At 40.9% G+C, this 23,328-nt stretch carries 18 protein-coding genes; 16 read left to right on the plus strand and 2 right to left on the minus strand.

Translation table 11 applies throughout. The features are described 5' to 3' along the window. Nucleotides 1-4 precede the first annotated feature (4 nt). Entirely contained in the window at nt 5-1,201 is a 1,197-nt protein-coding gene (locus CFS60_RS01745; RefSeq protein ID WP_088809074.1) for an acetate kinase, read from the plus strand. 90 nt (nt 1,202-1,291) lie between these two features. Here the strand turns inward: CFS60_RS01745 and CFS60_RS01750 are convergent, their stop codons facing one another. Continuing rightward, entirely contained in the window at nt 1,292-1,750 is a 459-nt protein-coding gene (locus CFS60_RS01750; protein ID WP_088808872.1) for a universal stress protein, read from the minus strand. Between the two features lie 286 nt (nt 1,751-2,036). Between CFS60_RS01750 and ald the strand changes: the two genes are divergently transcribed. Next, the gene (gene ald / locus CFS60_RS01755) at nt 2,037-3,167 is read left to right on the plus strand and encodes an alanine dehydrogenase (protein ID WP_088815240.1); all 1,131 of its coding nucleotides are present in this window, start codon (nt 2,037-2,039) and stop codon (nt 3,165-3,167) included. A 50-nt stretch (nt 3,168-3,217) separates the two neighbouring features. Here ald and CFS60_RS01760 read toward each other — a convergent pair whose 3' ends face one another. Continuing rightward, nucleotides 3,218-4,315, minus strand: a complete 1,098-nt coding sequence (locus tag CFS60_RS01760; protein ID WP_088838748.1) for a Xaa-Pro peptidase family protein — start codon at nt 4,313-4,315, stop codon at nt 3,218-3,220. A 215-nt stretch (nt 4,316-4,530) separates the two neighbouring features. Between CFS60_RS01760 and CFS60_RS01765 the strand changes: the two genes are divergently transcribed. The 14 genes from CFS60_RS01765 (at nt 4,531) to mutM (ending at nt 23,328) form a co-directional block, all read left to right on the plus strand. Then, nucleotides 4,531-5,214 carry a metal-dependent hydrolase gene (locus CFS60_RS01765; RefSeq protein ID WP_088815242.1) on the plus strand — a complete coding sequence of 228 codons (684 nt, stop codon included), beginning with the start codon at nt 4,531-4,533 and terminating at the stop codon, nt 5,212-5,214. 17 nt (nt 5,215-5,231) lie between these two features. Then, nucleotides 5,232-6,545 carry a CBS-HotDog domain-containing transcription factor YtoI gene (gene ytoI / locus CFS60_RS01770; protein WP_088809075.1) on the plus strand — a complete coding sequence of 438 codons (1,314 nt, stop codon included), beginning with the start codon at nt 5,232-5,234 and terminating at the stop codon, nt 6,543-6,545. A gap of 18 nt (nt 6,546-6,563) precedes the next feature. Then, complete coding sequence (locus CFS60_RS01775; protein WP_088838749.1) at nt 6,564-7,499, plus strand: bifunctional oligoribonuclease/PAP phosphatase NrnA; 936 nt, start codon at nt 6,564-6,566, stop codon at nt 7,497-7,499. A gap of 107 nt (nt 7,500-7,606) precedes the next feature. Beyond that, nucleotides 7,607-10,936: a DNA polymerase III subunit alpha gene (gene dnaE, locus CFS60_RS01780; protein ID WP_088838750.1), complete on the plus strand. Its 3,330-nt coding sequence runs from the start codon at nt 7,607-7,609 to the stop codon at nt 10,934-10,936. Between the two features lie 207 nt (nt 10,937-11,143). Further along, on the plus strand, nt 11,144-12,028 hold the full coding sequence (gene accD, locus CFS60_RS01785) for an acetyl-CoA carboxylase, carboxyltransferase subunit beta (RefSeq protein WP_088808878.1): 885 nt from the start codon (nt 11,144-11,146) through the stop codon (nt 12,026-12,028). Beyond that, nucleotides 12,018-12,974: an acetyl-CoA carboxylase carboxyl transferase subunit alpha gene (gene accA, locus CFS60_RS01790; protein WP_088808879.1), complete on the plus strand. Its 957-nt coding sequence runs from the start codon at nt 12,018-12,020 to the stop codon at nt 12,972-12,974. The genes accD and accA overlap by 11 nt, the downstream gene beginning before the upstream one ends. A 255-nt stretch (nt 12,975-13,229) precedes the next feature. Beyond that, on the plus strand, nt 13,230-14,189 hold the full coding sequence (gene pfkA, locus CFS60_RS01795; RefSeq protein WP_088808880.1) for a 6-phosphofructokinase: 960 nt from the start codon (nt 13,230-13,232) through the stop codon (nt 14,187-14,189). Between the two features lie 229 nt (nt 14,190-14,418). Further along, complete coding sequence (gene pyk / locus CFS60_RS01800; protein ID WP_088808881.1) at nt 14,419-16,176, plus strand: pyruvate kinase; 1,758 nt, start codon at nt 14,419-14,421, stop codon at nt 16,174-16,176. Nucleotides 16,177-16,299: 123 nt separating this feature from the next. After that, nucleotides 16,300-16,674: an FxsA family protein gene (locus tag CFS60_RS01805; protein WP_088809076.1), complete on the plus strand. Its 375-nt coding sequence runs from the start codon at nt 16,300-16,302 to the stop codon at nt 16,672-16,674. 164 nt (nt 16,675-16,838) lie between these two features. After that, a complete protein-coding gene (locus CFS60_RS01810) occupies nt 16,839-17,303 on the plus strand; it encodes a DUF441 domain-containing protein (RefSeq protein WP_088808882.1) in 465 nt (154 codons plus the stop codon). Nucleotides 17,304-17,324: 21 nt separating this feature from the next. Continuing rightward, nucleotides 17,325-18,449, plus strand: a complete 1,125-nt coding sequence (citZ, locus tag CFS60_RS01815; RefSeq protein ID WP_088808883.1) for a citrate synthase — start codon at nt 17,325-17,327, stop codon at nt 18,447-18,449. 13 nt (nt 18,450-18,462) lie between these two features. Further along, nucleotides 18,463-19,725: an NADP-dependent isocitrate dehydrogenase gene (icd, locus tag CFS60_RS01820; RefSeq protein WP_088838751.1), complete on the plus strand. Its 1,263-nt coding sequence runs from the start codon at nt 18,463-18,465 to the stop codon at nt 19,723-19,725. A gap of 144 nt (nt 19,726-19,869) precedes the next feature. Continuing rightward, nucleotides 19,870-22,497 carry a DNA polymerase I gene (polA, locus tag CFS60_RS01825; protein WP_088825205.1) on the plus strand — a complete coding sequence of 876 codons (2,628 nt, stop codon included), beginning with the start codon at nt 19,870-19,872 and terminating at the stop codon, nt 22,495-22,497. A gap of 9 nt (nt 22,498-22,506) precedes the next feature. Next, on the plus strand, nt 22,507-23,328 hold the full coding sequence (mutM, locus tag CFS60_RS01830) for a DNA-formamidopyrimidine glycosylase (RefSeq protein WP_088838752.1): 822 nt from the start codon (nt 22,507-22,509) through the stop codon (nt 23,326-23,328).

Raw genomic sequence — 23,328 nt, forward strand, 5'->3', positions numbered from 1 at the left:
CAAAATGGAAAAAACAATTGCGATTAACGCTGGAAGCTCATCACTCAAATTTCAACTTTATGACATGCCCTCTGAGGAAGTCATTACGAAAGGTATTGTCGAACGTATTGGCTTAAAGGATTCAATCTTCACGATTTCTGTAGACGGAGAGAAAATCACCGAAACAACAGATATTCCGGATCATGAAGTAGCCGTTCAAATGCTACTAGAAAAATTAATTTCTAACAACATTATCGCATCTTATGATGAAATTACAGGTGTTGGTCATCGTGTTGTACATGGTGGAGAAAAATTCCCTGATTCTATTTTTATTGATGAACAAGTTATTCAAGATATTGAAGAGCTTTCCGAGCTTGCGCCGCTTCATAATCCTGCGAACGTAACCGGAATTAAAGCTTTCAAAAAAATCTTACCTAATATTATTTCGGTTGCTGTATTTGATACAGCATTCCATCAAACGATGCCAGAAGCGAGCTACTTATACAGCTTGCCGTATAGCTATTATGAGGATTATGGCATTCGTAAATATGGTTTCCACGGTACAAGTCATAAATATGTATCGGAACGTGCGGCAGAGCTTCTAGGTCGTCCTGTAGAAGAATTACGCCTATTAACATGTCACCTCGGAAATGGCGCAAGTATCGCTGCTATCGAAGGCGGTAAATCGATGGATACTTCAATGGGCTTCACGCCACTTGCAGGGGTTTCCATGGGAACTCGTTCAGGAAACATTGACCCAGCACTTATTCCTTTCATTATGGAAAAAACGGGAAAAACGGCTGAACAAGTTTTAGACGTTTTGAATAAAGAATCAGGCATGCTTGGGGTATCTGGTATTTCAAGCGACCTTCGTGACCTTGAGCAAGAAGCTTCAAAAGGAAACGAACGCGCTGATTTGGCGCTGGAAGTTTTTGTTGACCGTATCCATAAATATATCGGTTCTTATGCAGCGCGCATGAACGGTGTTGATGCTATCATCTTTACAGCTGGAATCGGTGAAAACAGTTCTTTCATTCGTGAACGTGTTTTACGCGGCTTAGAATTCATGGGCGTTTACTGGGATCCAGCACTTAACCAAGTTCACGGCGAAGAAGCATTCCTAAACTACCCGCATTCGCCAGTTAAAGTTATTGTTATCCCAACAAATGAAGAATTAATGATTGCACGTGATGTTGAACGGATTAAAGCTGAGCGCGCATAATGAATTACGCCTATCGAATTGATAGGCGTAATTTTTAATAATTAAATTTTAAAAAGCACATTCCTGGTTAATCAGAAATGTGCTTTTTCTTTACTCTACATACTCAGGTTCATCATTTCTCACAACAAGCACGTCGCAAGGGGAGTGACGAATAATGTACTCAGAAACACTACCAATAAGTAAACGTTCAACCGCATTCAAACCGGTTGCACCACACATAATTAAATCAGCTTGGAATGCTTTTGCAGCTTCTTTAGTAATCGCTGTTTTCGGGGAGCCATATTCAATGTAAGTTTCTACGTTTGTTACGCCAGCTTTTAAAGCATCTTCTTTATAACCACTTAAAAGTTCATCCGCATATTCTGTCGCTTTATCCGCCATGCTCGTGTCATAATTCGCCACTGATGAAAAAGCACGTGTATCGATAACATGAACAAGTCCAAGGGAACCATCATTTCGTTTTGCCACTTGGATCGCTTTTTGGAACGCGCGCTCCGCTTCTTTTGATCCATCCACCGCTACTAGAATTCGTTTGTATTGTTGTAACATAAAATAACCTCCCAAGATAATTTTTTCTATACTTTATATTTTACCCCTTTTTGGAAAAAACAACCACAAAAATGGCGAAAATTTTTGAATAAGAAGAGGTAAGTTTATTCATCCTTTTGCATAGGAAAAGATTGTGATAAAAAGCGCATAAAGGCAGGGCATGACGTGATGAATAAATTTGTTAAAATTGAAGTTTTATTATTGCTCAATTTAGGAATATTGTGTTAGAATTTAAATGTAAGCGGTTAACTATGGGTATATTTAACTACAAAAGGAGAGGTTTTAAATGATTATAGGTGTACCGAAAGAAATAAAAAACAATGAAAACCGAGTTGCAATGACACCAGCTAGCGTACTTTCTTACGTTAATGCTGGACACCATGTTTTAGTCGAAAAAAATGCGGGTTTAGGTTCGAATTTTCATGATGCTGATTACGCGAGTGCAGGGGCGAAAATCGTAGACACAGCAAAAGAAGTTTGGGCTGCTGAAATGGTCGTAAAAGTAAAAGAACCGATTGTTTCTGAATATCAATATTTCCGTGAAGGCTTGCTTCTTTTCACATATTTACATTTAGCGAACGAACCAGAACTAACCGAAGCTTTAGTTAAAAATAAAGTAAACAGTGTGGCGTATGAAACCGTAGAACTCGATGACCGCTCGTTACCACTTCTAAGTCCAATGAGTGAAGTGGCAGGACGAATGGCGACCCAAATTGGTGCGCAGTTTCTCCAAAAAATCCACGGTGGCATGGGCGTTTTACTTAGCGGTGTGCCCGGGGTTGAGCGGAGCAATGTCACCATTATTGGCGGAGGTATGGCAGGAACCAATGCTGCTAAAATTGCAATTGGTTTAGGTGCCAAAGTCACGATTTTAGATTTAAATTTGCATCGTCTTCGCGAATTAGATGACATTTTTGGCAATGATGTCACGACGTTAATGAGTAACGATTTCAACATTGAAGAGTCCGTGAAAAATTCCGATCTCGTCATCGGCGCCGTTTTAATTCCCGGAGCAAGAGCACCGAAACTCGTGAAAGAACATATGGTTAAACAAATGAAACCAGGCTCTGTTTTAGTAGATATCGCCATCGATCAAGGTGGCATCTTTGAAACGAGCGACCGCGTGACAACTCATGACAATCCAACCTATGAAAAATATGGTGTTGTTCATTACGCAGTAGCAAACATGCCAGGTGCCGTGCCGCGTACATCAACAATGGCACTTACAAACGCAACATTACAATATGGCTTAAAACTGGCGAACCAAGGCCTCATTCAAGCCGTGACGAACGATTTCCATCTCTATAAAGGTGTCAATACCTTTGAAGGAAACGTCACTTATCAAGCAGTAGCCCGCGATTTAGGCTATGATTATAAGGAGCTAAGCACACTCTTAAATAATACAACAGCGAAATAGGCAAACAAAAAACGAACTTTTCGTTCCTTGAAAAGTTCGTTTTTTGTTTCTTAATGAATCACTAATAATTCTTTCGGGAACTCCGTTAAAATTTCATATCCCTCTTTTGTCACCACAATATCATCTTCAATCCGAACGCCTGCAACACCCGGAACATAAATACCTGGCTCGATTGTAAAGACCATATTTTCCGCAAGCGGCATATCATTTGTTTCCGTAATAGAAGGGAATTCATGAACGCTGGCACCCAAACCGTGTCCAAGCCGGTGCGGGAAATAATCGCCGTATCCAGCGTCACGAATCGTGTTTCGAGCCGTCAAATCGAGCTCTTTAGCCGGCGCACCAGCGCGAACTTTCGCAATCGCTTTTTGCTGCGCATCTAAAACCGTATCGTAGATGTTCTTTTGCTCCGCGGAAATCTCACCAAACGCAACTGTGCGCGTAATATCCGAACAATAACCTTTATGAACAACCCCTAAATCAAATAGGACTAAATCGCCTTTTTTGATTTTTGTGTCACCCGGTGTTCCATGTGGAAGTGCGCCATTCTTGCCGGTCAAAACCATCGTATCAAAACTCATTTTAGAAACGCCTTTTTTCTTCATTTCGTATTCGATTTTGGCCACAATCTCGGCTTCCGTTTTCCCCTCAGCAATTTCATCAATGCCAACTTGAACGGCATAATCAGCAAGGAGTGCGGCTTCTTCTAAAATTTTAAGTTCGTCTGGTGTTTTGACAAGGCGAATCATTTGGATTTTATGCTCAATTGGCACAAAAGAAGTAGAGCTGAATTTGCCTGAAAGTTGCTCAAAACGGTCCAAAGTAATGTGGTTTTTCTCAAGCGCAATCTTGGTCGGATTTTTAACCCGAGCTTGAATTTGTTCGGCAATGATTTTAAAAGGATCTTCGGTGTCGCTGTAGCCGTAAACATCATGTTTCCAGCCGCTCGTCTTAGCATCTTCGACTTCAAGACCGGGCGTGAAAAGAAACGGCGGATGGTCTGCAAAAACAATTAATCCGAGTACGCGTTCGTGTGGATCGCTGTGATAGCCTGTGAAGTACGCAATGTTTTCTGGCTCGGTAATAAAGGCAGCCGAGGCATTTTGCTCTTTTAACCAATTTTCTAAAACATCAATATTTTTCTCCATTTTTTTACCTTCTTTCCGAAGCGAGTTCCTCTTCATCATAGCACGATTTTTAGCTTTTCGCACGCTTTCAGTTGCTTTTCTATTCTAATAAATATAAAATTAGAGTGGTACAGATAAAGCTATGTATATCAGTGGTTCGTTTTATTTTTTCTGTAGCTTTGTCATCTATACTATAGCAGTTTATAACACAAAAAATGCGAAGGGAAGTTTTGAATGTGAAAATTTCATTTCACGGGCAGTCATGTATCAAAATGACAACGGGCGAACGGACAATACTCGTTGATCCTTTTATTTCAGGCAATCCAGCATGTGATTTAGTTGTTGCGGAACAAAAACCAGATTATATCGCGGTAACTCACGGACATGATGATCATGTTGGGGACACAGTGGAAATCGCCAAACAATCAGGCGCAACGATAATTTGTAACGCAGAACTCGCTGCTTTTTTCAGTTTACAAGGCGTCCAAAATATTGCACCCATGCACATTGGGGGAAAAAGGGAGTTTGACTTTGGAACGGTTAAATTGACACAAGCCTTCCATGGTTCTTCTACCGTTGTAGACGGCCAAATTGTCAACTTAGGTTTGCCAAATGGATTTGTTTTTACTTTGGAAGGAAAATCTGTTTACCATGCTGGCGATACGGGCCTTTTCTCCGATATGAAACTAATTGGCGAACGAAATTCGCTTGAATTAGCCTTTTTGCCAATTGGTGATAATTTTACGATGGGACCAGATGATGCCAAAATTGCGGCTGACTTTTTACAGGCGAAAACAGTTATTCCAATACATTACAATACATTTCCACTTATCGAACAAAATGCCGAAGCGTTTGTAAATTCACTATCTGCGAATATTACTGGAAAAGTGATGGAAATAGGAGACGAAATCGAAGTTTAAAGAAATAGGTGAAAAAATTGGCTACTAAACATGAACAAATATTAAAATACATTGAAAATCTTGCTGTTGGCGAAAAAATTTCGGTGCGAAAAATCGCAAAAAATCTATCTGTTAGTGAGGGTACCGCTTATCGGGCCATTAAAGACGCAGAAATTATCGGTTTCGTGTCAACGATAAAAAGAGTTGGAACACTCCGAATTGAACGGAAGCAAAAAGATAGTATTGAAAAATTAACATTTGCTGAAATAGTCAATATGATTGATGGTCAAGTGCTCGGTGGACGGGAAGGCTTATATAAATCGCTGAATAAATTCGTCATTGGTGCGATGACGGTTGAAGCGATGGAACGCTATACCGACGCTGGAAATTTAGTCATTGTCGGAAATCGCGAACGTGCACATGAACTGGCACTACATAGAGGCGCTGCCGTTTTGATTACAGGTGGTTTTGATACAAACGATGAAGTGAAACGTTTAGCAGATGAAAAAGAATTACCGATTCTTTCAACTTCTTACGATACGTTTACAGTCGCAACGATGATTAACCGCGCCATTTATGACCAATTAATCAAAAAAGAAGTCGTTCTCGTGGAAGATATTTCAACACCGCTTGAAGACATTGCTTATTTAGACACATCTGGAAAAGTTGCTGATTGGCATAAATTGCAAGAAAAAACAGGGCACAGTCGCTTTCCAGTTGTCAATAAAGCTAATCGTCTTGTTGGCATGGTTACAAATAAAGATGTGATTGATAAAAATCAAGCTATCTCAATTGAACGCGTCATGACAAAGAACCCGCTGACGGTTGGATCAAAAATGAGCGTAGCCTCTGTGGCGCATATGATGGTATGGGAAAGCATTGAAGTTATCCCTGTTGTAAAAGATGATTTAACTTTACTTGGCATTGTTAGCCGCCAAGACATTTTAAAATCGATGCAAATGATTCAAAAACAACCTCAAATTGGTGAAACAATTGATGATACCATTGCAAAACAACTTGATGAAAAAGAAACGGACGACCAAGAACATACGTATGAATTTAAAGTGACACCGCAAATGACCAACTCACTTGGAACGTTGTCATACGGTGTGTTCACGCAGCTCGTTTGCGATGTCGTGCAACAAAAATTATTTACGATGAAAAAAAGAAATGTCGCTATCGAAAACGTCACGATGTACTTTTTAAAACCGGTTCAAATGGATGCGACTCTTTCCATTAAGCCGCGTGTTCTTGAAATGGGACGAAAAGCGGGGAAACTTGACGTTGAATTATACTTAGAAGGTATTTTAACCGGAAAAGCCATTGTCGCTTGCCAAATGATGGAGCGCTAACTTAAAAGAGGTGTAGAAATGAAAAAGAAAATTTTAGATGAAATCAAAGCGTATGAAACCATTATTTTACATCGACATGTACGCCCCGATCCAGATGCCTACGGTTCACAAATGGGACTAGCGGAAATCATTCGCGCTACTTTTCCAAAAAAGAAGGTTTTTGCAGTTGGTACTCCTGAACCGACGCTATCTTTTTTAGGCGAACTGGACGAGATTCCAGACGAAGTATACGCGAGTGCACTTGTTATCGTTTGCGATACAGCCAATACTGAACGGATTGATGATGCGCGTTATTCAAGCGGCGCGAAATTAATCAAAATAGACCACCATCCAAACGACGACGCTTACGGCGACTTACTATGGGTTGATACGAGCGCTTCTTCGTGCAGCGAAATGCTCACTTCTTTTTACGAAAACTTCTCGGAAGAGCTTGTTTTGAATGAAACTGCGGCAAGACTCCTTTTTGCTGGCATAGTTGGCGATACGGGCAGATTTTTATATCAAAGTACAACAGAAGAGACTTTGCGCCTAGCCGCAAAACTTGTCACCTTTCCGTTTGATCGATTCATGCTATTTCAAAACCTTTATCAGCGACCGCTTAAAACCGTGAAACTATCCGGCTATATCTTCGAAAATCTCAACATGCATCAAAACGGGGCCGCAACCATTTATATTTCCAAAGAAATTTTGAAGAAATTTGATGTTTCCGCAAAAGAAGCTTCTGATTTAGTCAGTTCTATTGAAAACATTGAAGGTTTAAAGGCGTGGATAATGTTCGTTGAGGATGGTGAAGAAATTCGCGCTCGCCTCCGTTCAAAAGGACCAATTATTAACGGGCTTGCCAAAGAATATCGGGGCGGCGGACATCCACTTGCATCTGGTGCAACTGTTTATACGCAAGAGGAAGTTTCGGAAATGGAACAAAAACTTGATCAAATTTGTGAACGCGCATGACCAAAAGGGGCTGTCAAATTGACACCCCCTTTTTTTACGAACATACTTTCTTTTTTTGCATGCAAAAGCTATAATAAAAGGAGAACAACTCGAAAGGAGCGAGGATAGTGGGATTTGTTCATTTACAAGTGGCGAGCGCCTATCATTTGCTGTCGAGCACAGCGCGAATTTCAGAACTCGTCCAAACGGCGAAAGATTACCATTATTCTGCGTTAGCAATTACAGATAAAAATGCGCTTTACGGAGCGATTGAATTTTATACGATCTGCAAAAAAGAAGGGATTAAGCCGATAATTGGGATGACCATTGATATTGAAGGTGTCATAAATCCCGGAAACACATACGAACTTGTTTTACTTGCCGAAACGACAGAAGGCTATTACAACCTTTTAAAAATAGCTAGTGCGATTAAAACGCGAGAAGAAGGCGAGGAGATGCCACTAAAATGGCTGCGCTCTTATTGCGATGGGATTATTGCGCTTTCGCCCGGACGAACAGGTGAGATTGAACAGCTACTTTTAGACGGAAATCAAGTTGCCGCACTAGAAGTTGTTTCAGAATGGCAAAGTATATTTGGTGAGACTAATTTTTATTTGACGCTTCAGAAGCATCAGGCAAATATGGCACAGGCTGTTGCCGAATTTGCGCAGTCCAATGGGCTTTTCGTTGTCGCATCGAAAAATGTGCGTTACATGCGGCCAAAAGACATACAAGCGACCACGGTTTTGCAGGCTATTCGCGATAATCAAACGGTCGATTGGACATCACTCGAACTCGTTGGGCCAACTTATTTTGCAAGTCCTGATGAAATGGCACGCGACTACACGTCTAGTTTTGAGCAGGAGGCCTTAATGCGGGCTGGCGAAATAGCGGACCGGTGTAACGCAGAAGTCGCTATGCACCAACATCTTTTACCTCGCTTTCCTTTAGAAAAAGGGGAACTTGCGCCAGACGCTTTGCAAGAAGTGGCAAGAGCTGGGCTCGTCTCGCGCGGGCTTGACGGCCGTCCTGAATACGAGGAGCGGCTTTCCTACGAACTTGATGTCATTGTTCGAATGGGTTTTGCGGATTACTTTTTGATTGTGTGGGACGTGATGAAATATGCACGGGAACACGATATTTTAACGGGACCGGGGCGTGGCTCTGCTGCGGGTTCGCTCGTTTCGTATGCCTTGCAGATTACCGATGTCGATCCGATTTTGTACAATTTACTATTTGAGCGCTTTTTAAATCCTGAGCGGGTGACGATGCCCGATATTGACTTGGATTTCCCAGATAATAAACGCGATGACGTTATTTCTTATGTCGTTCACAAATACGGTGAGAAACATGTTGCGCAAATCGGCACGTTTGGAACGCTTGCGGCGAAAGCGGCGATTCGTGATACGGCACGAACATTTGGTTTAAACACTGTACAACTTGCGGAGTGGGCGAAATTAATTCCGAATCAGCTTGGTATTACGCTTGCGAAAGCACGTGAGCTAAACGACCGCCTTGACCGACATATTGCGAGCACAAAAGAAAATGAAATGATATGGGACGTCGCTTGTCAGCTTGAAGGCTTGCCGCGCCATATTTCAACGCACGCAGCCGGCATCGTCATCTCGGACAAGCCGCTAGTGAGCCAAGTACCGCTACAGGCGGGCAGTAACGATGCCCTTTTGACGCAATACCCGATGAATGATTTAGAAGCTATTGGTTTGCTTAAAATGGATTTTCTAGGTTTGCGTAACTTAAGTTTATTAGATCGCGTTTTGCGTTCAGTAAACTACAATCGCAAATTGTCTTTAACCATTCAAGACATTCCTTTAGACGATAAAAAAACGCTTGAATTGTTTAGACGCGGTGATACAACGGGTGTGTTCCAATTTGAATCAGACGGCATTAGGCGTGTGCTCCGCAATTTGCAGCCGACTTCCTTTGAAGACATTGTGGCGGTTGATGCGCTTTACCGTCCAGGACCAATGGAGCAAATCGACACGTTTATTGCGCGAAAACATGGCAAACAAGCCGCCCAATACCCACATCCCGATTTAAAGCCGATTTTAGAAGTCACGTATGGCGTTATCGTGTACCAAGAACAAATTATTCAAGTGGCGAATCAAATGGCAGGGTTCTCGCTTGGTGAGGCCGATTTACTTCGCCGTGCAGTCAGCAAGAAGAAAGCCGACGTTTTAAACGAGCAGCGCCAACATTTTGTGCTTGGATCCGTCAAAAAAGGCTATTTGGAATCGAGTGCAAATGAAGTTTACGATATGATTGTGCGCTTCGCCAATTACGGCTTTAACCGCAGTCATGCCGCAGCCTATTCCAAAATCGCGTTTCAGCTTGCCTACTTAAAGGCCCATTTCCCCGCAGAATTTATGTCCGCCTTACTTAGTTCGGTTTTCGGAAATGATGCGAAAATCAGTCAATATGTAACGGAAGTGAAAAAATACGGCATTTCGATGCTTCCGCCTAGTATCAACAAAAGTCATTATTATTTCCAAGTAGAAGGAGACGCCATTCGTTATAGTTTTCGCGTCATTCGAAAAGTGCCGAATAAATTTATTTTGGCTTTCATCGAAGAGCGTAAAATGAAGCCGTTCCAAGATTTCTTTGATTTTTGTGAGCGCATGCCAAGCAAAATGATGACGCGAATCATTTTAGAAGCGCTCATTTATGCGGGCTGTTTTGATGAGTTTGGTAAAGAGCGCGCAACGCTCATCGCGTCCATTGACGGGGCACTTCAATTTACGAATTTACTTGGAAATGATGAAAAAGGTATGAATTTATTTACGGAAGATGATGATTTCCTAAAATCCATCAAGCCGCGGTACCGCGAAGTGTCGCCTTTAACTGAGCAGGAAATGCTAGAGCTTGAGAAAGAATATACGGGGCAATATGTGTCCTCACACCCGATTTCACGCTATCAAGATAAAATGCAGAAACTAAACATGCCAGCTCTTCATGAACTAAAAAAAGGACAGAAAGCTACAATTGGGGCCTATATTTTAAATCAAAAAATCATTCGTACGAAAAAAGGGGAAAACATGTGTTTCTTGACCATCAGTGATGATAGTAAAGAATTGAGTGCTGTGTTATTCCCCGAAGCATATCGGCAATTTGCGGCGCTCACTGAAAAAGGGAGTTTAGTTGCGCTGCAAGTTAAAATGGACGAGCGGAACGGGGAACTTCAGGCGGTTGTGCAACACGTGCAAACACTGGATTCTTTGGAGCTTCCAAAACGGTTGTTTTTAAAAGTGGAAGAGAAATCAGCACTTGAAAAAATACGTCAACTTGCAAAAGCGAATCCAGGGCCATCGGTTGTTGTCGTCCATCTTTCAGGAACGCGCGAAACGATGGCGCTCCCCGCGAAATTAAACGTAACCTTTTCAACCAAATTAGAAAAAGAATTAAAAGATTGGCTAGGAGAACAAAATGTTGTGTTCAAGTAAAATAATTTTTTCATTTCCTATACGATATAAAAATATGGTATAGTTTAGAGTGGAAAACGATGCTTGCAGTCTGCTAACGCATTTTAGTGGGCTGCTGTTTCTTTAAAAGAAATAATTTTCCTATCCGTAGCAGTTATTTTAAGCACTTATATATTTTTATTTTCGTTATGGATAATTTAAAAAGCATAGATAGGGGAGGTTTCATCTTTGTTAGGAGATTTATTTACGAAGCCAAAGAAGAAAAAATATGCGGCCATTCCTACTGAAGGAGCGAAACGCGATGTTCCTGAAGGGATTATGACCAAATGTCCAAAATGCAAAAAAATTATGTACACCAAAGAGCTCGAGAAAAATTTGATGGTGTGTAGTCATTGTGGTTTTCATCATCCTATCGGAGCCAGAAAAAGAATTGAAATGTTGGTAGATGAGAATTCTTTTCGTGAACTGAATCCAGAACTAACAGCAGCAAATCCTCTTGGGTTTGAAAATTACATGGAAAAAATCGAGAAAGATAAAGAAACAACCGATTTAAATGAAGCCATTTTAACGGGGCATGCAGAAATTGATGGGCAGCCGCTTGTTGTTGCTGTCATGGATTCACGTTTCCGTATGGCGAGTATGGGATCTGTTGTTGGGGAGAAGATTTTGTTAGCGGTAGAAGAAGCGGACCGCACAGGAGAGCCTTTTGTCATCTTTACGGCATCAGGTGGTGCGCGCATGCAAGAAGGAATGCTTTCCCTTATGCAAATGGCGAAAACATCGGCGGCGTTCAAACGATTCAGCAATCATAAAGGGCTCATTATTACGGTGATGACGCATCCGACGACAGGCGGCGTTTCGGCAAGTTTTGCCTCACTAGGCGATTTTAACTTTGCGGAACCAGGTGCGCTAATCGGTTTTGCCGGTAGACGAGTCATTGAACAGACAGTGCGCGAAGAACTTCCAGAAGATTTTCAAACCGCAGAATTTTTATTAAAACATGGGCAACTTGATGCGGTCATTTCAAGACTGGAACTAAGAGAGAAACTGCGTTTTCTGCTAGAGTTTCACCAAAAACCAGGTGAGGAGGCGACCGAATCAAATGGCGAATGAAATGGATTTTGAACAGCCAGTACTCGAACTGCGAACAAAAATTGCTGACTTAAAAGAGTACAATGAAAAGTCAGATGTGGACCTTACAAAGGAAATTGAAAAACTTGAACATCGTTTAGCGAAACTTGAAGATGATATTTATAGCAACATGTCTGCGTGGGATAAGTTTCAAGTAGCGAGACATCCTGAGCGTCCGACAACGCTTGATTATATCAATCTTTTGTTTGAAGATTTTATGGAGCTGCACGGTGATCGTTATTTTGGCGATGATCCAGCGATTGTTGGTGGCGTGGCTAAATACCGCGGCATTCCGGTCACGGTCATTGGACATCAGCGCGGGAAAGATACGAAAGATAATTTATATCGTAATTTCGGTATGCCTCACCCAGAAGGTTTTAGAAAATCCCTGCGTCTTATGAAGCAAGCCAATAAGTTTGGGCGGCCGATTATTTGTTTTATTGATACGAAAGGGGCATATCCTGGACGCGCTGCTGAGGAACGCGGACAAAGTGAAGCTATTGCGCGCAATCTTTATGAAATGAGCGATTTAGAAGTTCCCGTTATTTCCATTGTAATTGGTGAAGGTGGTAGCGGAGGGGCGCTTGCGCTTGGTTTAGGTAACCAAATTTTCATGTTAGAAAATGCGGTTTTTTCCGTTATTTCACCAGAAGGCGCTGCTGCGATTTTATGGAAAGATGCGAGCATGGCGAAAAAAGCGGCAGAATCGATGCGCATTACGGCAGAAGATTTATTTGACTTAGGCATTACAGATGGTATCATTCCAGAAGTTCTAGGCGGTGCGCATCAAAATGTTAAGGAACAGGCGAAACGGATTGATGAAACGCTAGCCAAATCAATTCGCACATTAACATCCTTTACGAAAGAACAATTAATAGAACAACGCTATACAAAATTTAAAAAAATTGGCGTATATGCCGATATGTAAAATTGGGCGTGGTATGTTTTGTTGCAAAACGTATCATGCTTCTTTTTATGTTGTGAGCTTTTTAGCAAGCTTGTTTTTGTATAGACCAATTAACTTGGAATCGCGAAACTAATTATTTGCGCATACTTAACCAATATTTTTCAAACAGGAAAAGATTTGTAAAAAGTCTGTATTCATACTTTTCATTTTATGTATTTTCATGTAAAATAAGAGCGTGTAATGGAAAAATATCATTTTCTGAGGTGGTAGTAAAAGATGAAACGTATTGCAATTTTAACAAGTGGCGGGGACGCGCCAGGTATGAATGCTGCAGCCCGTGCTGTTGTTCGTAAGGCTATTTATGCAGGGTTAGAAGTTTACGGAATTAATTATGGTTTTCTTGGTTTAGTGAACGGTAATATTCATAAACTTGAACTTGGCTCTGTTGGCGATAAAGTACAACGTGGTGGTACCTTCTTGTATTCAGCTCGCTATCCGGAGTTTGCTACAGAAGAAGGTCAGTTGAAAGGAATCGAACAACTGAAAAAACATCAAATTGATGGTCTTGTTGTAATTGGTGGAGATGGTTCCTATCACGGGGCTGAAGCGCTCACAAAACGCGGCTTCCCAACCATTGGAATTCCTGGAACGATTGATAACGATATTTCTGGAACTGATTTTACGATTGGGTTTGATACTGCGCTTAATACGGTATTGGATGCGCTCGATAAAATTCGCGACACAGCGACAAGTCATGAACGTACTTTCATTATTGAAGTTATGGGCCGTGATGCTGGTGATATCGCACTTTGGTCTGGTCTTGCAGGCGGAGCAGAAGCTATTATCGTACCAGAAGAAGAATTTAAAATGGACGAAATTGTTGCTCGCTTAAATAAAGGGCGTGAACGCGGTAAAAAACATAGTATTATTGTTGTTGCTGAAGGCGTAATGTCTGGTAATGAATTTGCGAACCGCCTTGCTGAATACGGCGATTATCACGCACGTGTAACAGTTCTTGGACACGTACAACGTGGTGGTAGCCCAACAGCCTTTGACCGTGTTTTAGCAAGCCGTTTAGGGTCACGTGCGGTTGATTTATTGATTGAAAATCGCGGTGGTCTGGCAGTCGGAATCCGTGAAAATAAAATCGTGGAAAACGACATTACAGAAATTTTAAAAGAAAAACATAAATTGGATGATGACATGTTTAAACTGGCATCGATTCTTTCGATTTAATTGAAATCGGTCACCGGGACGAACTTTGGTGGCCTTTTTTCGCGAAGATTTATGAAAATAATTCATGAAAATGTGGAGATTGTCAAGTTGCACAAAAAAGTATGAGGAATGATAGCAACTTGCATAAAAGTTCACAAACAGCTTGTGTCCTATGGCTGTTACTGGTAAAATGAGTAAGATGTGTTTATAATGAAAAGTATGAATGGTAGTTTCTAGGAGGAATAGGAAAATGAAAAAAACGAAAATTGTTTGTACAATCGGACCTGCTAGTGAATCAGTAGAAACACTAGTAAAATTAATCGAATCAGGAATGAACGTTGCACGTTTGAATTTCTCACACGGTGATTACGAGGAGCACGGCGCACGTATTCAAAATATCCGTGAAGCAGCGAAAAAAACTGGGAAACCAGTTGCTTTGTTACTTGACACAAAAGGTCCAGAAATCCGTACGAATGACATGGTCGGTGGAAAACTTGAATTTACAACAGGAGATGTTGTTCGTATCTCCATGACTCCAGTTGAAGGTACAAAAGAAAAATTCTCTGTTACTTACGGTGAACTTTTTGATGATGTTGAAATTGGTTCTAGCATTCTTTTAGATGATGGTCTAATCGGCTTAGAAGTTACAGAAAAAGACGCAAGCAACCGCGAATTAGTTACAAAAGTTTTAAACGCAGGTGTTTTAAAAAATAAAAAAGGTGTTAACGTTCCTAACGTTTCTATTAACTTACCTGGAATTACCGAAAAAGATGCGAATGACATCCGTTTTGGTTTAGAACAAGGTATTGATTTTATTGCGGCTTCATTTGTTCGTCGTGCTTCTGACGTGTTAGAAATTACTAAAATCTTAGAAGATAACGATGCAACTCACGTTCAAATTATTCCTAAAATCGAAAACCAAGAAGGTGTCGACAATATCGATGAAATCCTTCAAGTTTCTCAAGGTTTAATGGTTGCACGTGGTGATCTTGGCGTTGAAATTCCAGCTGAGGAAGTTCCAATTGTACAAAAAGAATTAATCCGTAAATGTAATAAATTAGGAAAACCAGTTGTAACTGCTACTCAAATGCTTGATTCTATGCAACGTAACCCGCGCCCAACACGTGCGGAAGCGTCAGACGTAGCGAATGCTATCTTTGATGGTACTGATGCCATCATGCTTTCAGGTGAAACAGCTGCTGGGGATTATCCAGTTGAATCCGTTCAAATGATGGCAAAAATCGCACTTCGCACTGAAGAAGCACTTATCGCGCAAGACAAATTTGCGCTTAAAATGCATGCTAATACGGATATGACTGAAGCAATTGGTCAAGCAGTAGGACACACTGCTCGTAATTTAGATGTTCAAACAATTGTTGCTGCGACACAAAGTGGTCATACCGCACGCATGATTTCGAAATACCGTCCAAAATCTCATATTTTAGCGGTCACATTTAACGAACATGTTTGTCGTGCATTGGCACTTTCATGGGGCGTATATGCGCGTCTAGCAGAACCAGTTCAAAATACAGATGATATGTTTGATCTTGCTGTTAAAGAATCCATTGCTTCTGGATTAGCACAACAAGGCGATTTAATCATCATCACAGCTGGTGTACCAGTAACTGAAAGTGGTACAACAAACTTGATGAAGATTCAACTAATCGGTGAAAAAGTCGTAAAAGGCCACGGAATCGGACGTAGTTCTGTAAGTGGAAAAGCGATTGTAGCGAAAACAAATGAAGAAGCGCTAGCTAAAGCTGAAGAAGGCGGAATTCTAGTTGTGAAGACAACAGATAAAGACATGATGGCAGCATTTGAGAAGAGTGCCGCAGTTATCGTCGAAGAAGGTGGTTTAACTAGCCATGCTGCTGTTGTAGGAATTAATTTAGGCATTCCAGTCGTTGTGGGTGCAAAAGATGCGACATCTTTAATCAATGACGGTGAAACTGTTACAGTTGACGCACGCCAAGGCAGCGTATATAACGGTAAAACAGCAACACACTAAAATGAAATAATCTAAAAATAACTAACAAAAGGGCTAAGACGCTAAGAGTGTCTTAGCCTTTTGTTTTTTTATCAAAGCAAAATGCGTTATAATAAAAATATGATTATCATTGGAGTTGATAGCTTGAAAAATGTATTTTTATATTGGATTTTATACGGCTTTGTTGAACTTCTTATTTATGTGTGGCTGTTTAAGGCAATTGGTTTTTGGCCGCTTGTTTTTGTTCAAATTGCTTCAACGACACTTGGCGTTTATATGTTTAAAAAAGTAGGGCGGAATATTTTTAGAAATATTCGTGATGGTCGAACGGTGGCGCCGTATTTGCTAGATACAATTTGTTTCTTTATTTCTGCGCTATTATTGACCATTCCGGGTATTTTAACAACGATTCTTGGTTTACTTCTTTTCATTCCTTTTATACGGAACCTCATAAAACCAAGGCTCGCGAAATGGTTTACGACTAAAAAACATAAAACAGACTACTATTTTGATATGTAAAAAGTGCGGGCTGTGAAAAGCTCGCTTCTTTTTGAAAAAACTTTAATAGTATTTTCTTATGTTGTTTTCAAAATAGGATAGGTTTGTTTTATACTATTTCTTCATTTTGTGCTATAATATTTTCTATCTTGTGTGTTTTCAAGGTAGCAAGAAGGGTGTCAAAAATGTTTACAGAAAGCATGCTATTTTTACTCTTATTTTTATTACTAGGGATTATCGCCAAAAACAACTCATTAATTATTGGCGTGGCGGTTGTCATTTTACTAAAACTTTTTGCGGGAAATACAAAGATTATGGAAGTGGTTCAAGCAAAAGGGATCAATTGGGGGGTTACCATTATTACGATTGCCATCTTGATTCCGATTGCGACAGGACAAATTGGCTTTAAAGACCTGATTGAATCGTTTAAGTCACCAGCTGGTTGGATTGGCTTATCGGCGGGTATCTTAGTATCCATTTTATCTAGAAAAGGTGTTAGTTATATGGCTGCGGATCCGCAAATTACGGTTTCGCTCGTTTTTGGGACGATATTAGCTGTTGTGTTATTTCGAGGCATTGCAGCTGGCCCTGTTATTGCGGCAGGGATTGCCTACATGGCCATGCAACTGGTTACTTTCTTTACAAAATAAGAAGCGTGAAGGAGGATTTCTATGACAGTTTCAAAAGGATTAGAAAATGTTTACGTAGCAGAAACGTCTATTAGTTCGATTATAGACGATACATTAAAATATGTGGGCTACTCGATTGATGATTTAGTCGAAAATAATGTGAGCTTTGAGGAAGTTGTTTACTTGCTCTGGCATCTTAGACTTCCGAATAAGGAAGAGTTGATTAAGTTTAAAGATGAAATTAATGAGCATATGGCTATATCTGACACGATTATTACGAGCTTACGCATGCAAAATCATCAAAAATTACACCCGATGAGTGTGCTCCGGACAACGGTTTCCATGCTGGGTGTGTTTGATACAGAATCGGAGCTTGATGACGGTGAGTCCATTTATAAAAAAGGGTTGCGTTTACAGGCGAAAATGCCGACAATTGTTGCTGCTTTTGCGCGCATTCGTAGAGGACTTGATCCAATTTCACCAAAGCCTGGGCTCAGTGTTGCAGCTAATTTCCTGTATATGATGACAGGGGAAGAAGCTGATCCTCTATCTGTTGAGGCGATGAATAAGGCGCTTGTGCTACACGCTGACCATGAATTTAACGCTTCAACTTTCACAGCGCGTGTTTGCGTCGCGACCTTATCAGATGTTTACTCTGGGGTTACTGCAGCGATTGGTGCTCTAAAAGGACCTCTCCACGGGGGAGCAAATGAACGAGTTTTTGATATGCTTGTAGAAATTGATAGTGCTTCTAGTAATGTGCGCGACTATATTCAATATAAAATCGATCAAAAACAAAAAATTATGGGCTTCGGGCACCGTGTTTACCGCGGCGGCGACCCACGTGCGAAACATTTAAAAGAAATGTCTGAGCGTCTTACAAAAGAAAAAAACGAGGAAAAATGGTTTGAACTGTCTAGCCAGGTAGAAGAAGCTGTTTGGGAATTAAAGCATTTGCGTCCAAACGTTGACTTTTATTCGGCGTCAGTCTATCATGCGCTTGGAATTGATGCAGATTTATTTACGCTTGTCTTCTCAGTAAGCCGAGTTTCAGGCTGGCTGGCACATATTTTTGAACAATATCGTGATAATCGCTTAATTCGCCCGCGTGCGATTTACGTAGGGCCAGAAGCGCGCGTTTATCAACCAATTGAAAAGAGAGTTTAAGGAGGAAAATGGAATGGCTGAAAAAATCACTGTACAAAATGGCGTTTTAAATACACCAAATGAACCGATTATCCCTTTTATTGAAGGAGACGGGACTGGACCAGATATTTGGCGTGCTGCACGTCGTGTCCTCGATGCTGCTGTCAAAGAAGCTTATGCAGGAACTCGTAAAATCGAATGGAAAGAAGTGCTTGCTGGTGAAAAAGCATTCGATCAAACAGGCGAATGGCTGCCACAAGAAACGCTTGACACAATTCGTGAATACTTCATTGCGATTAAAGGCCCACTTACAACACCAATTGGTGGCGGAATTCGTTCGTTAAACGTTGCACTTCGTCAAGAATTAGACTTATACGTTTGCCTTCGTCCAGTTCGCTATTTTAACGGTGTACCTTCGCCTGTTAAACGACCGGAGGACACTGATATGGTCATTTTCCGAGAAAATACGGAAGACATTTATGCAGGCATTGAGTTTAAAGAAGGTAGTGCAGAAGCTGAAAAACTCATTTCATTCTTAAAAGCTGAATTTGGCGTTGATAAAATTCGTTTTCCTGAAACGTCTGGAATTGGCGTTAAACCAGTTTCTAAAGAAGGGACTGAGCGCCTTGTTCGTGCGGCTATTGAATATGCGATTAGTGAAAAACGCGAGTCGGTGACACTTGTCCATAAAGGAAACATTATGAAATTTACCGAAGGGGCGTTTAAAAACTGGGGTTATGAGCTTGCTGAACGCGAGTTTAAGGATCAAGTGTTTACGTGGAATCAATACGACCGCATCAAGGAAGAGCACGGCGCGGCGGAAGCTGATAAACAACAAAAAGAAGCGCTTCAGGCAGGAAAAATTTTAATTAAAGATTCGATTGCGGATATTTTCTTGCAGCAAATTTTAACGCGTCCAGCTGAATTTGATGTTGTGGCGACAATGAACTTGAATGGTGATTACATTTCTGATGCGCTAGCTGCCCAAGTTGGTGGGATTGGAATTGCTCCTGGTGCGAATATTAATTACGACACAGGACATGCCATCTTTGAAGCAACACACGGGACGGCACCGAAATATGCTGGTTTAGATAAAGTAAATCCATCTTCTGTTATTCTTTCAGGGACACTTCTTTTAGAGCATATTGGCTGGGGAGAAGCGGCTAAGAAAATTACTGATTCCATGGAAAAAACCATTGCTAGCAAAACGGTCACATACGATTTCGCTCGTCTAATGGATGGCGCGACCGAAGTTAAATGTTCGGAATTTGCGGATGAATTAATTAAAAATCTATAAAAACGTACATTTTTACTGGGCTGTATTTTTGAAATGATAAAAAAACGTTCGGAAAAGTTGGAGATGATCTCCAGCTTTTTCTTTTAGCCAATATATATGGTAAAATGGTCATAAGTGAGAACTTGAATAGAAGGAGGTTTTCCTGTGAGTAAATTAGTATTAATCGACGGGAATAGTATTGCAAATCGCGCATTTTATGCGTTGCCATTATTAACAAATGACAAAGGAATTTATACGAATGCGGTGTATGGTTTTGCAATGATGTTAAACAATGTCATCGATAATGAAAAGCCTGACCATGTGTTAGTTGCTTTTGATGCAGGAAAAACAACTTTTCGGCATAAAACGTTTAAAGAATATAAAGGTGGACGACAAAAAACGCCAAGTGAACTTTCGGAACAATTTCCGTTTATTCGTGAGCTTTTAGATGCTTATGATATTCCACGTTATGAGCTAAAAGATTATGAAGCCGATGATATTATTGGCACGCTTGCAAAAAAAGCAGAAAGCGAAAATATGGAAACGGTTATCATTACAGGTGACCGGGATTTAACACAGCTTGCAAGCGAAAAAGTAACGGTTTATATTACTAAAAAAGGCATTACAGATATGGAAAAAAATACGCCGGAGACTTTGCAGGAAAAATATGGTCTTACACCGGAGCAAATTATTGACATGAAAGGTTTAATGGGGGATTCTTCGGATAATATTCCAGGGATTCCGGGCGTTGGGGAAAAAACGGCGCTTAAATTGCTGCATGAATTTGGTGGGACGGTCGAAGGCGTTTTAGCGCGTGCTGATGAAATTTCTGGCAAAAAGCTGAAAGAAAAAGTGCTAGACAATAAAGAGATGGCGATTTTAAGTAAGGAACTGGCGACAATTAATACGGATTCGCCGATTGAAACGTCGCTTGCTGATACGAAATACGCTGGATTCCAGGCGGACAAAGTAGTTCCATTTTTAAAGGAGATGGATTTTAAATCCATTTTGAAAAATTTTGATGATGAAGCAACCGAGAAACAGCCGCTTGCTGAAATTGAATTTGAAACGATAACTGCGTTTACGAGCGCGCATTATGCGGATAAGACGGCCCTTTACATTGAATTAGAAAATGAAAATTATCATACGGCTGGTTTTGTTGGTTTTGCCGTTCATTCGTCAAAAGGGACATTTTTCTTTAATGAAAAGACTGCTCAAGCGAGTGAAGCGTTTAAAAACTGGCTTTCCTCAGAAAAAAGTCAAAAGATTGTGTACGACGCGAAAAAAACAAAGGTGGCGGCGAGTCGTCTTGGAATTCTCTCGGAAGGGCTGACTTTCGATATTATGCTTGCTTCGTATTTGCTTAATCCGTCAGACAACATTGATGATTTTGCGAGCGTTGTGGTGCGCCATGATTATGATAATGTGCAAACGGACGAGGCGATTTACGGTAAAGGGGCTAAGCGCGCTATTCCGGAAGAAGAAATTGTTGCAAAACATTTAGCTTATAAGGCGGTTGCTACATTTGAGCTTGAAAAGCCGCTCATTCGTGAACTTGAAAACAATGAACAATTAGCGCTTATGACTGAACTAGAACTGCCGCTTTCAATTGTTTTGGCAGACATGGAAATGCAGGGCGTTCGTGTGGATTCGAAGCGATTGCTGGAAATGAAGGCGGAGCTTTCCGAACGAATTGCGACGCTTGAAAAATCGATTCATTCGCTCGCTGGTTATGAATTTAATATTAATTCACCGAAACAACTTGGTGTCGTTTTATTTGAAAAGCTGAATTTGCCTGTTATTAAGAAAACTAAAACGGGTTATTCAACCGCTGCTGATGTTTTGGAAGCTTTATCTGGCAGTCATGCGATTATCGATGAAATTTTAGTGTATCGCCAGCTTGGAAAAATTCAGTCAACTTATATTGAAGGCTTGCTAAAAGTGATCGACAAGGAAACGCAAAAGGTGCACACGCGTTTCAATCAGACTTTAGCTCAAACGGGTCGTTTAAGCTCGGTGGATCCGAATCTTCAAAATATCCCAATTCGTCTGGAGGAAGGGCGGAAAATTCGACAGGCGTTTGTGCCGAGTGTCGCGGGTTGGAAGATTTTTTCGGCCGATTATTCGCAGGTGGAACTTCGTGTATTGGCACATATTTCGGGTGATGAGAACTTAATTTATGCCTTCCAGCATGACTACGATATTCATACGAAAACGGCGATGGACGTTTTTCATGTGAGTGAGGGCGAAGTGGATTCGCTCATGCGTCGGCAAGCGAAGGCGGTTAATTTTGGGATTGTTTACGGGATTAGCGATTATGGTTTGTCACAAAATCTTGGGATTACGCGAAAAGAAGCGAAGGATTTTATTGACCGCTATTTTGCGAGCTATCCTGATGTGCAAGAATACATGCATTCTATCGTACGTTTTGCAAAAGAAAAAGGATACGTGGAAACGATTTTACATCGCAGACGCTACATTCCTGAAATTACGAGTCGAAACTTCAATGTTCGTAGTTTTGCTGAACGGACGGCGATGAATACGCCTATTCAAGGTAGTGCTGCTGATATTATTAAAAAAGCGATGATTTTGATGCAAGATCGTTTAGAGAAAGAGAAATTAGAAGCGCGCTTACTACTTCAAGTGCATGATGAACTGATTTTTGAAGCTCCTGAACACGAAATTGAGATTTTAGAAAAAATCGTTCCGGATGTTATGGAAAATGCAGCTCTGTTAAACGTTCCGCTAAAAGTGGATACGGCATTTGGAAACACTTGGTATGACGCGAAGTAAGGAGCTATTATGCCAGAATTACCAGAAGTTGAAAACGTTCGAAGTACACTTTCAGACCTTATTATCTCGAAAAAAATCGACCAAGTGACGGTAAATGTAACGAAAATGATTGTACAGCCTGAAGCGGATGAATTCGTTCATTTGCTTGTGGGAGAAAAATTCGAAGCGGTCAGACGCCGTGGCAAATTTCTCATTTTTGATTTAACGAATTGTTCCATCTTGGCACATTTACGCATGGAAGGGAAATTTCGATTGCATCACGAAACCGATGAAGTTTCGAAGCATACGCATGTTATTTTCCATTTTACTGATCAAACGGAATTGCGCTTTTTAGATGTTCGTAAATTTGGCACGCTTGAACTGATTGAAAAATTTGGTGAAGCAAAAACGCGTTCCATTCAAAAATTGGGTCCTGAACCGCTTGATGCGCAGTTTTTGAAAGCGCCATTTGCGGCTGGCTTAAAGAAAACAACACGTGCGATTAAAACTGTGCTTTTAGACCAAAAGTTAGTTGCAGGGGTTGGAAATATTTACGCGGACGAAATTTGTTTTATGGCGAAAGTGATGCCAACTCGGCCGGCGAATTCCTTGACAAATACTGAAATTACGCGCATTTATGAGGCGACAAAAACGATTATGGCAGAGGCTGTTGAACTGGGCGGCTCCACGATTCGCACCTATGTGAATTCAGAAGGAAAACTCGGTCGTTATCAGGAAAAACTGTTTGTGTATGGTCAAAGCGGCGAGCCTTGCCCGATTTGCGGGACGGAAATTGAAAAAATAAAATTAAATGGACGCGGGACGCATTTTTGTCCAAAATGCCAAAAGTAG

It is taken from the genome of Listeria sp. ILCC792 (genome assembly GCF_900186135.1).
GTDB lineage: Bacteria > Bacillota > Bacilli > Lactobacillales > Listeriaceae > Listeria > Listeria goaensis.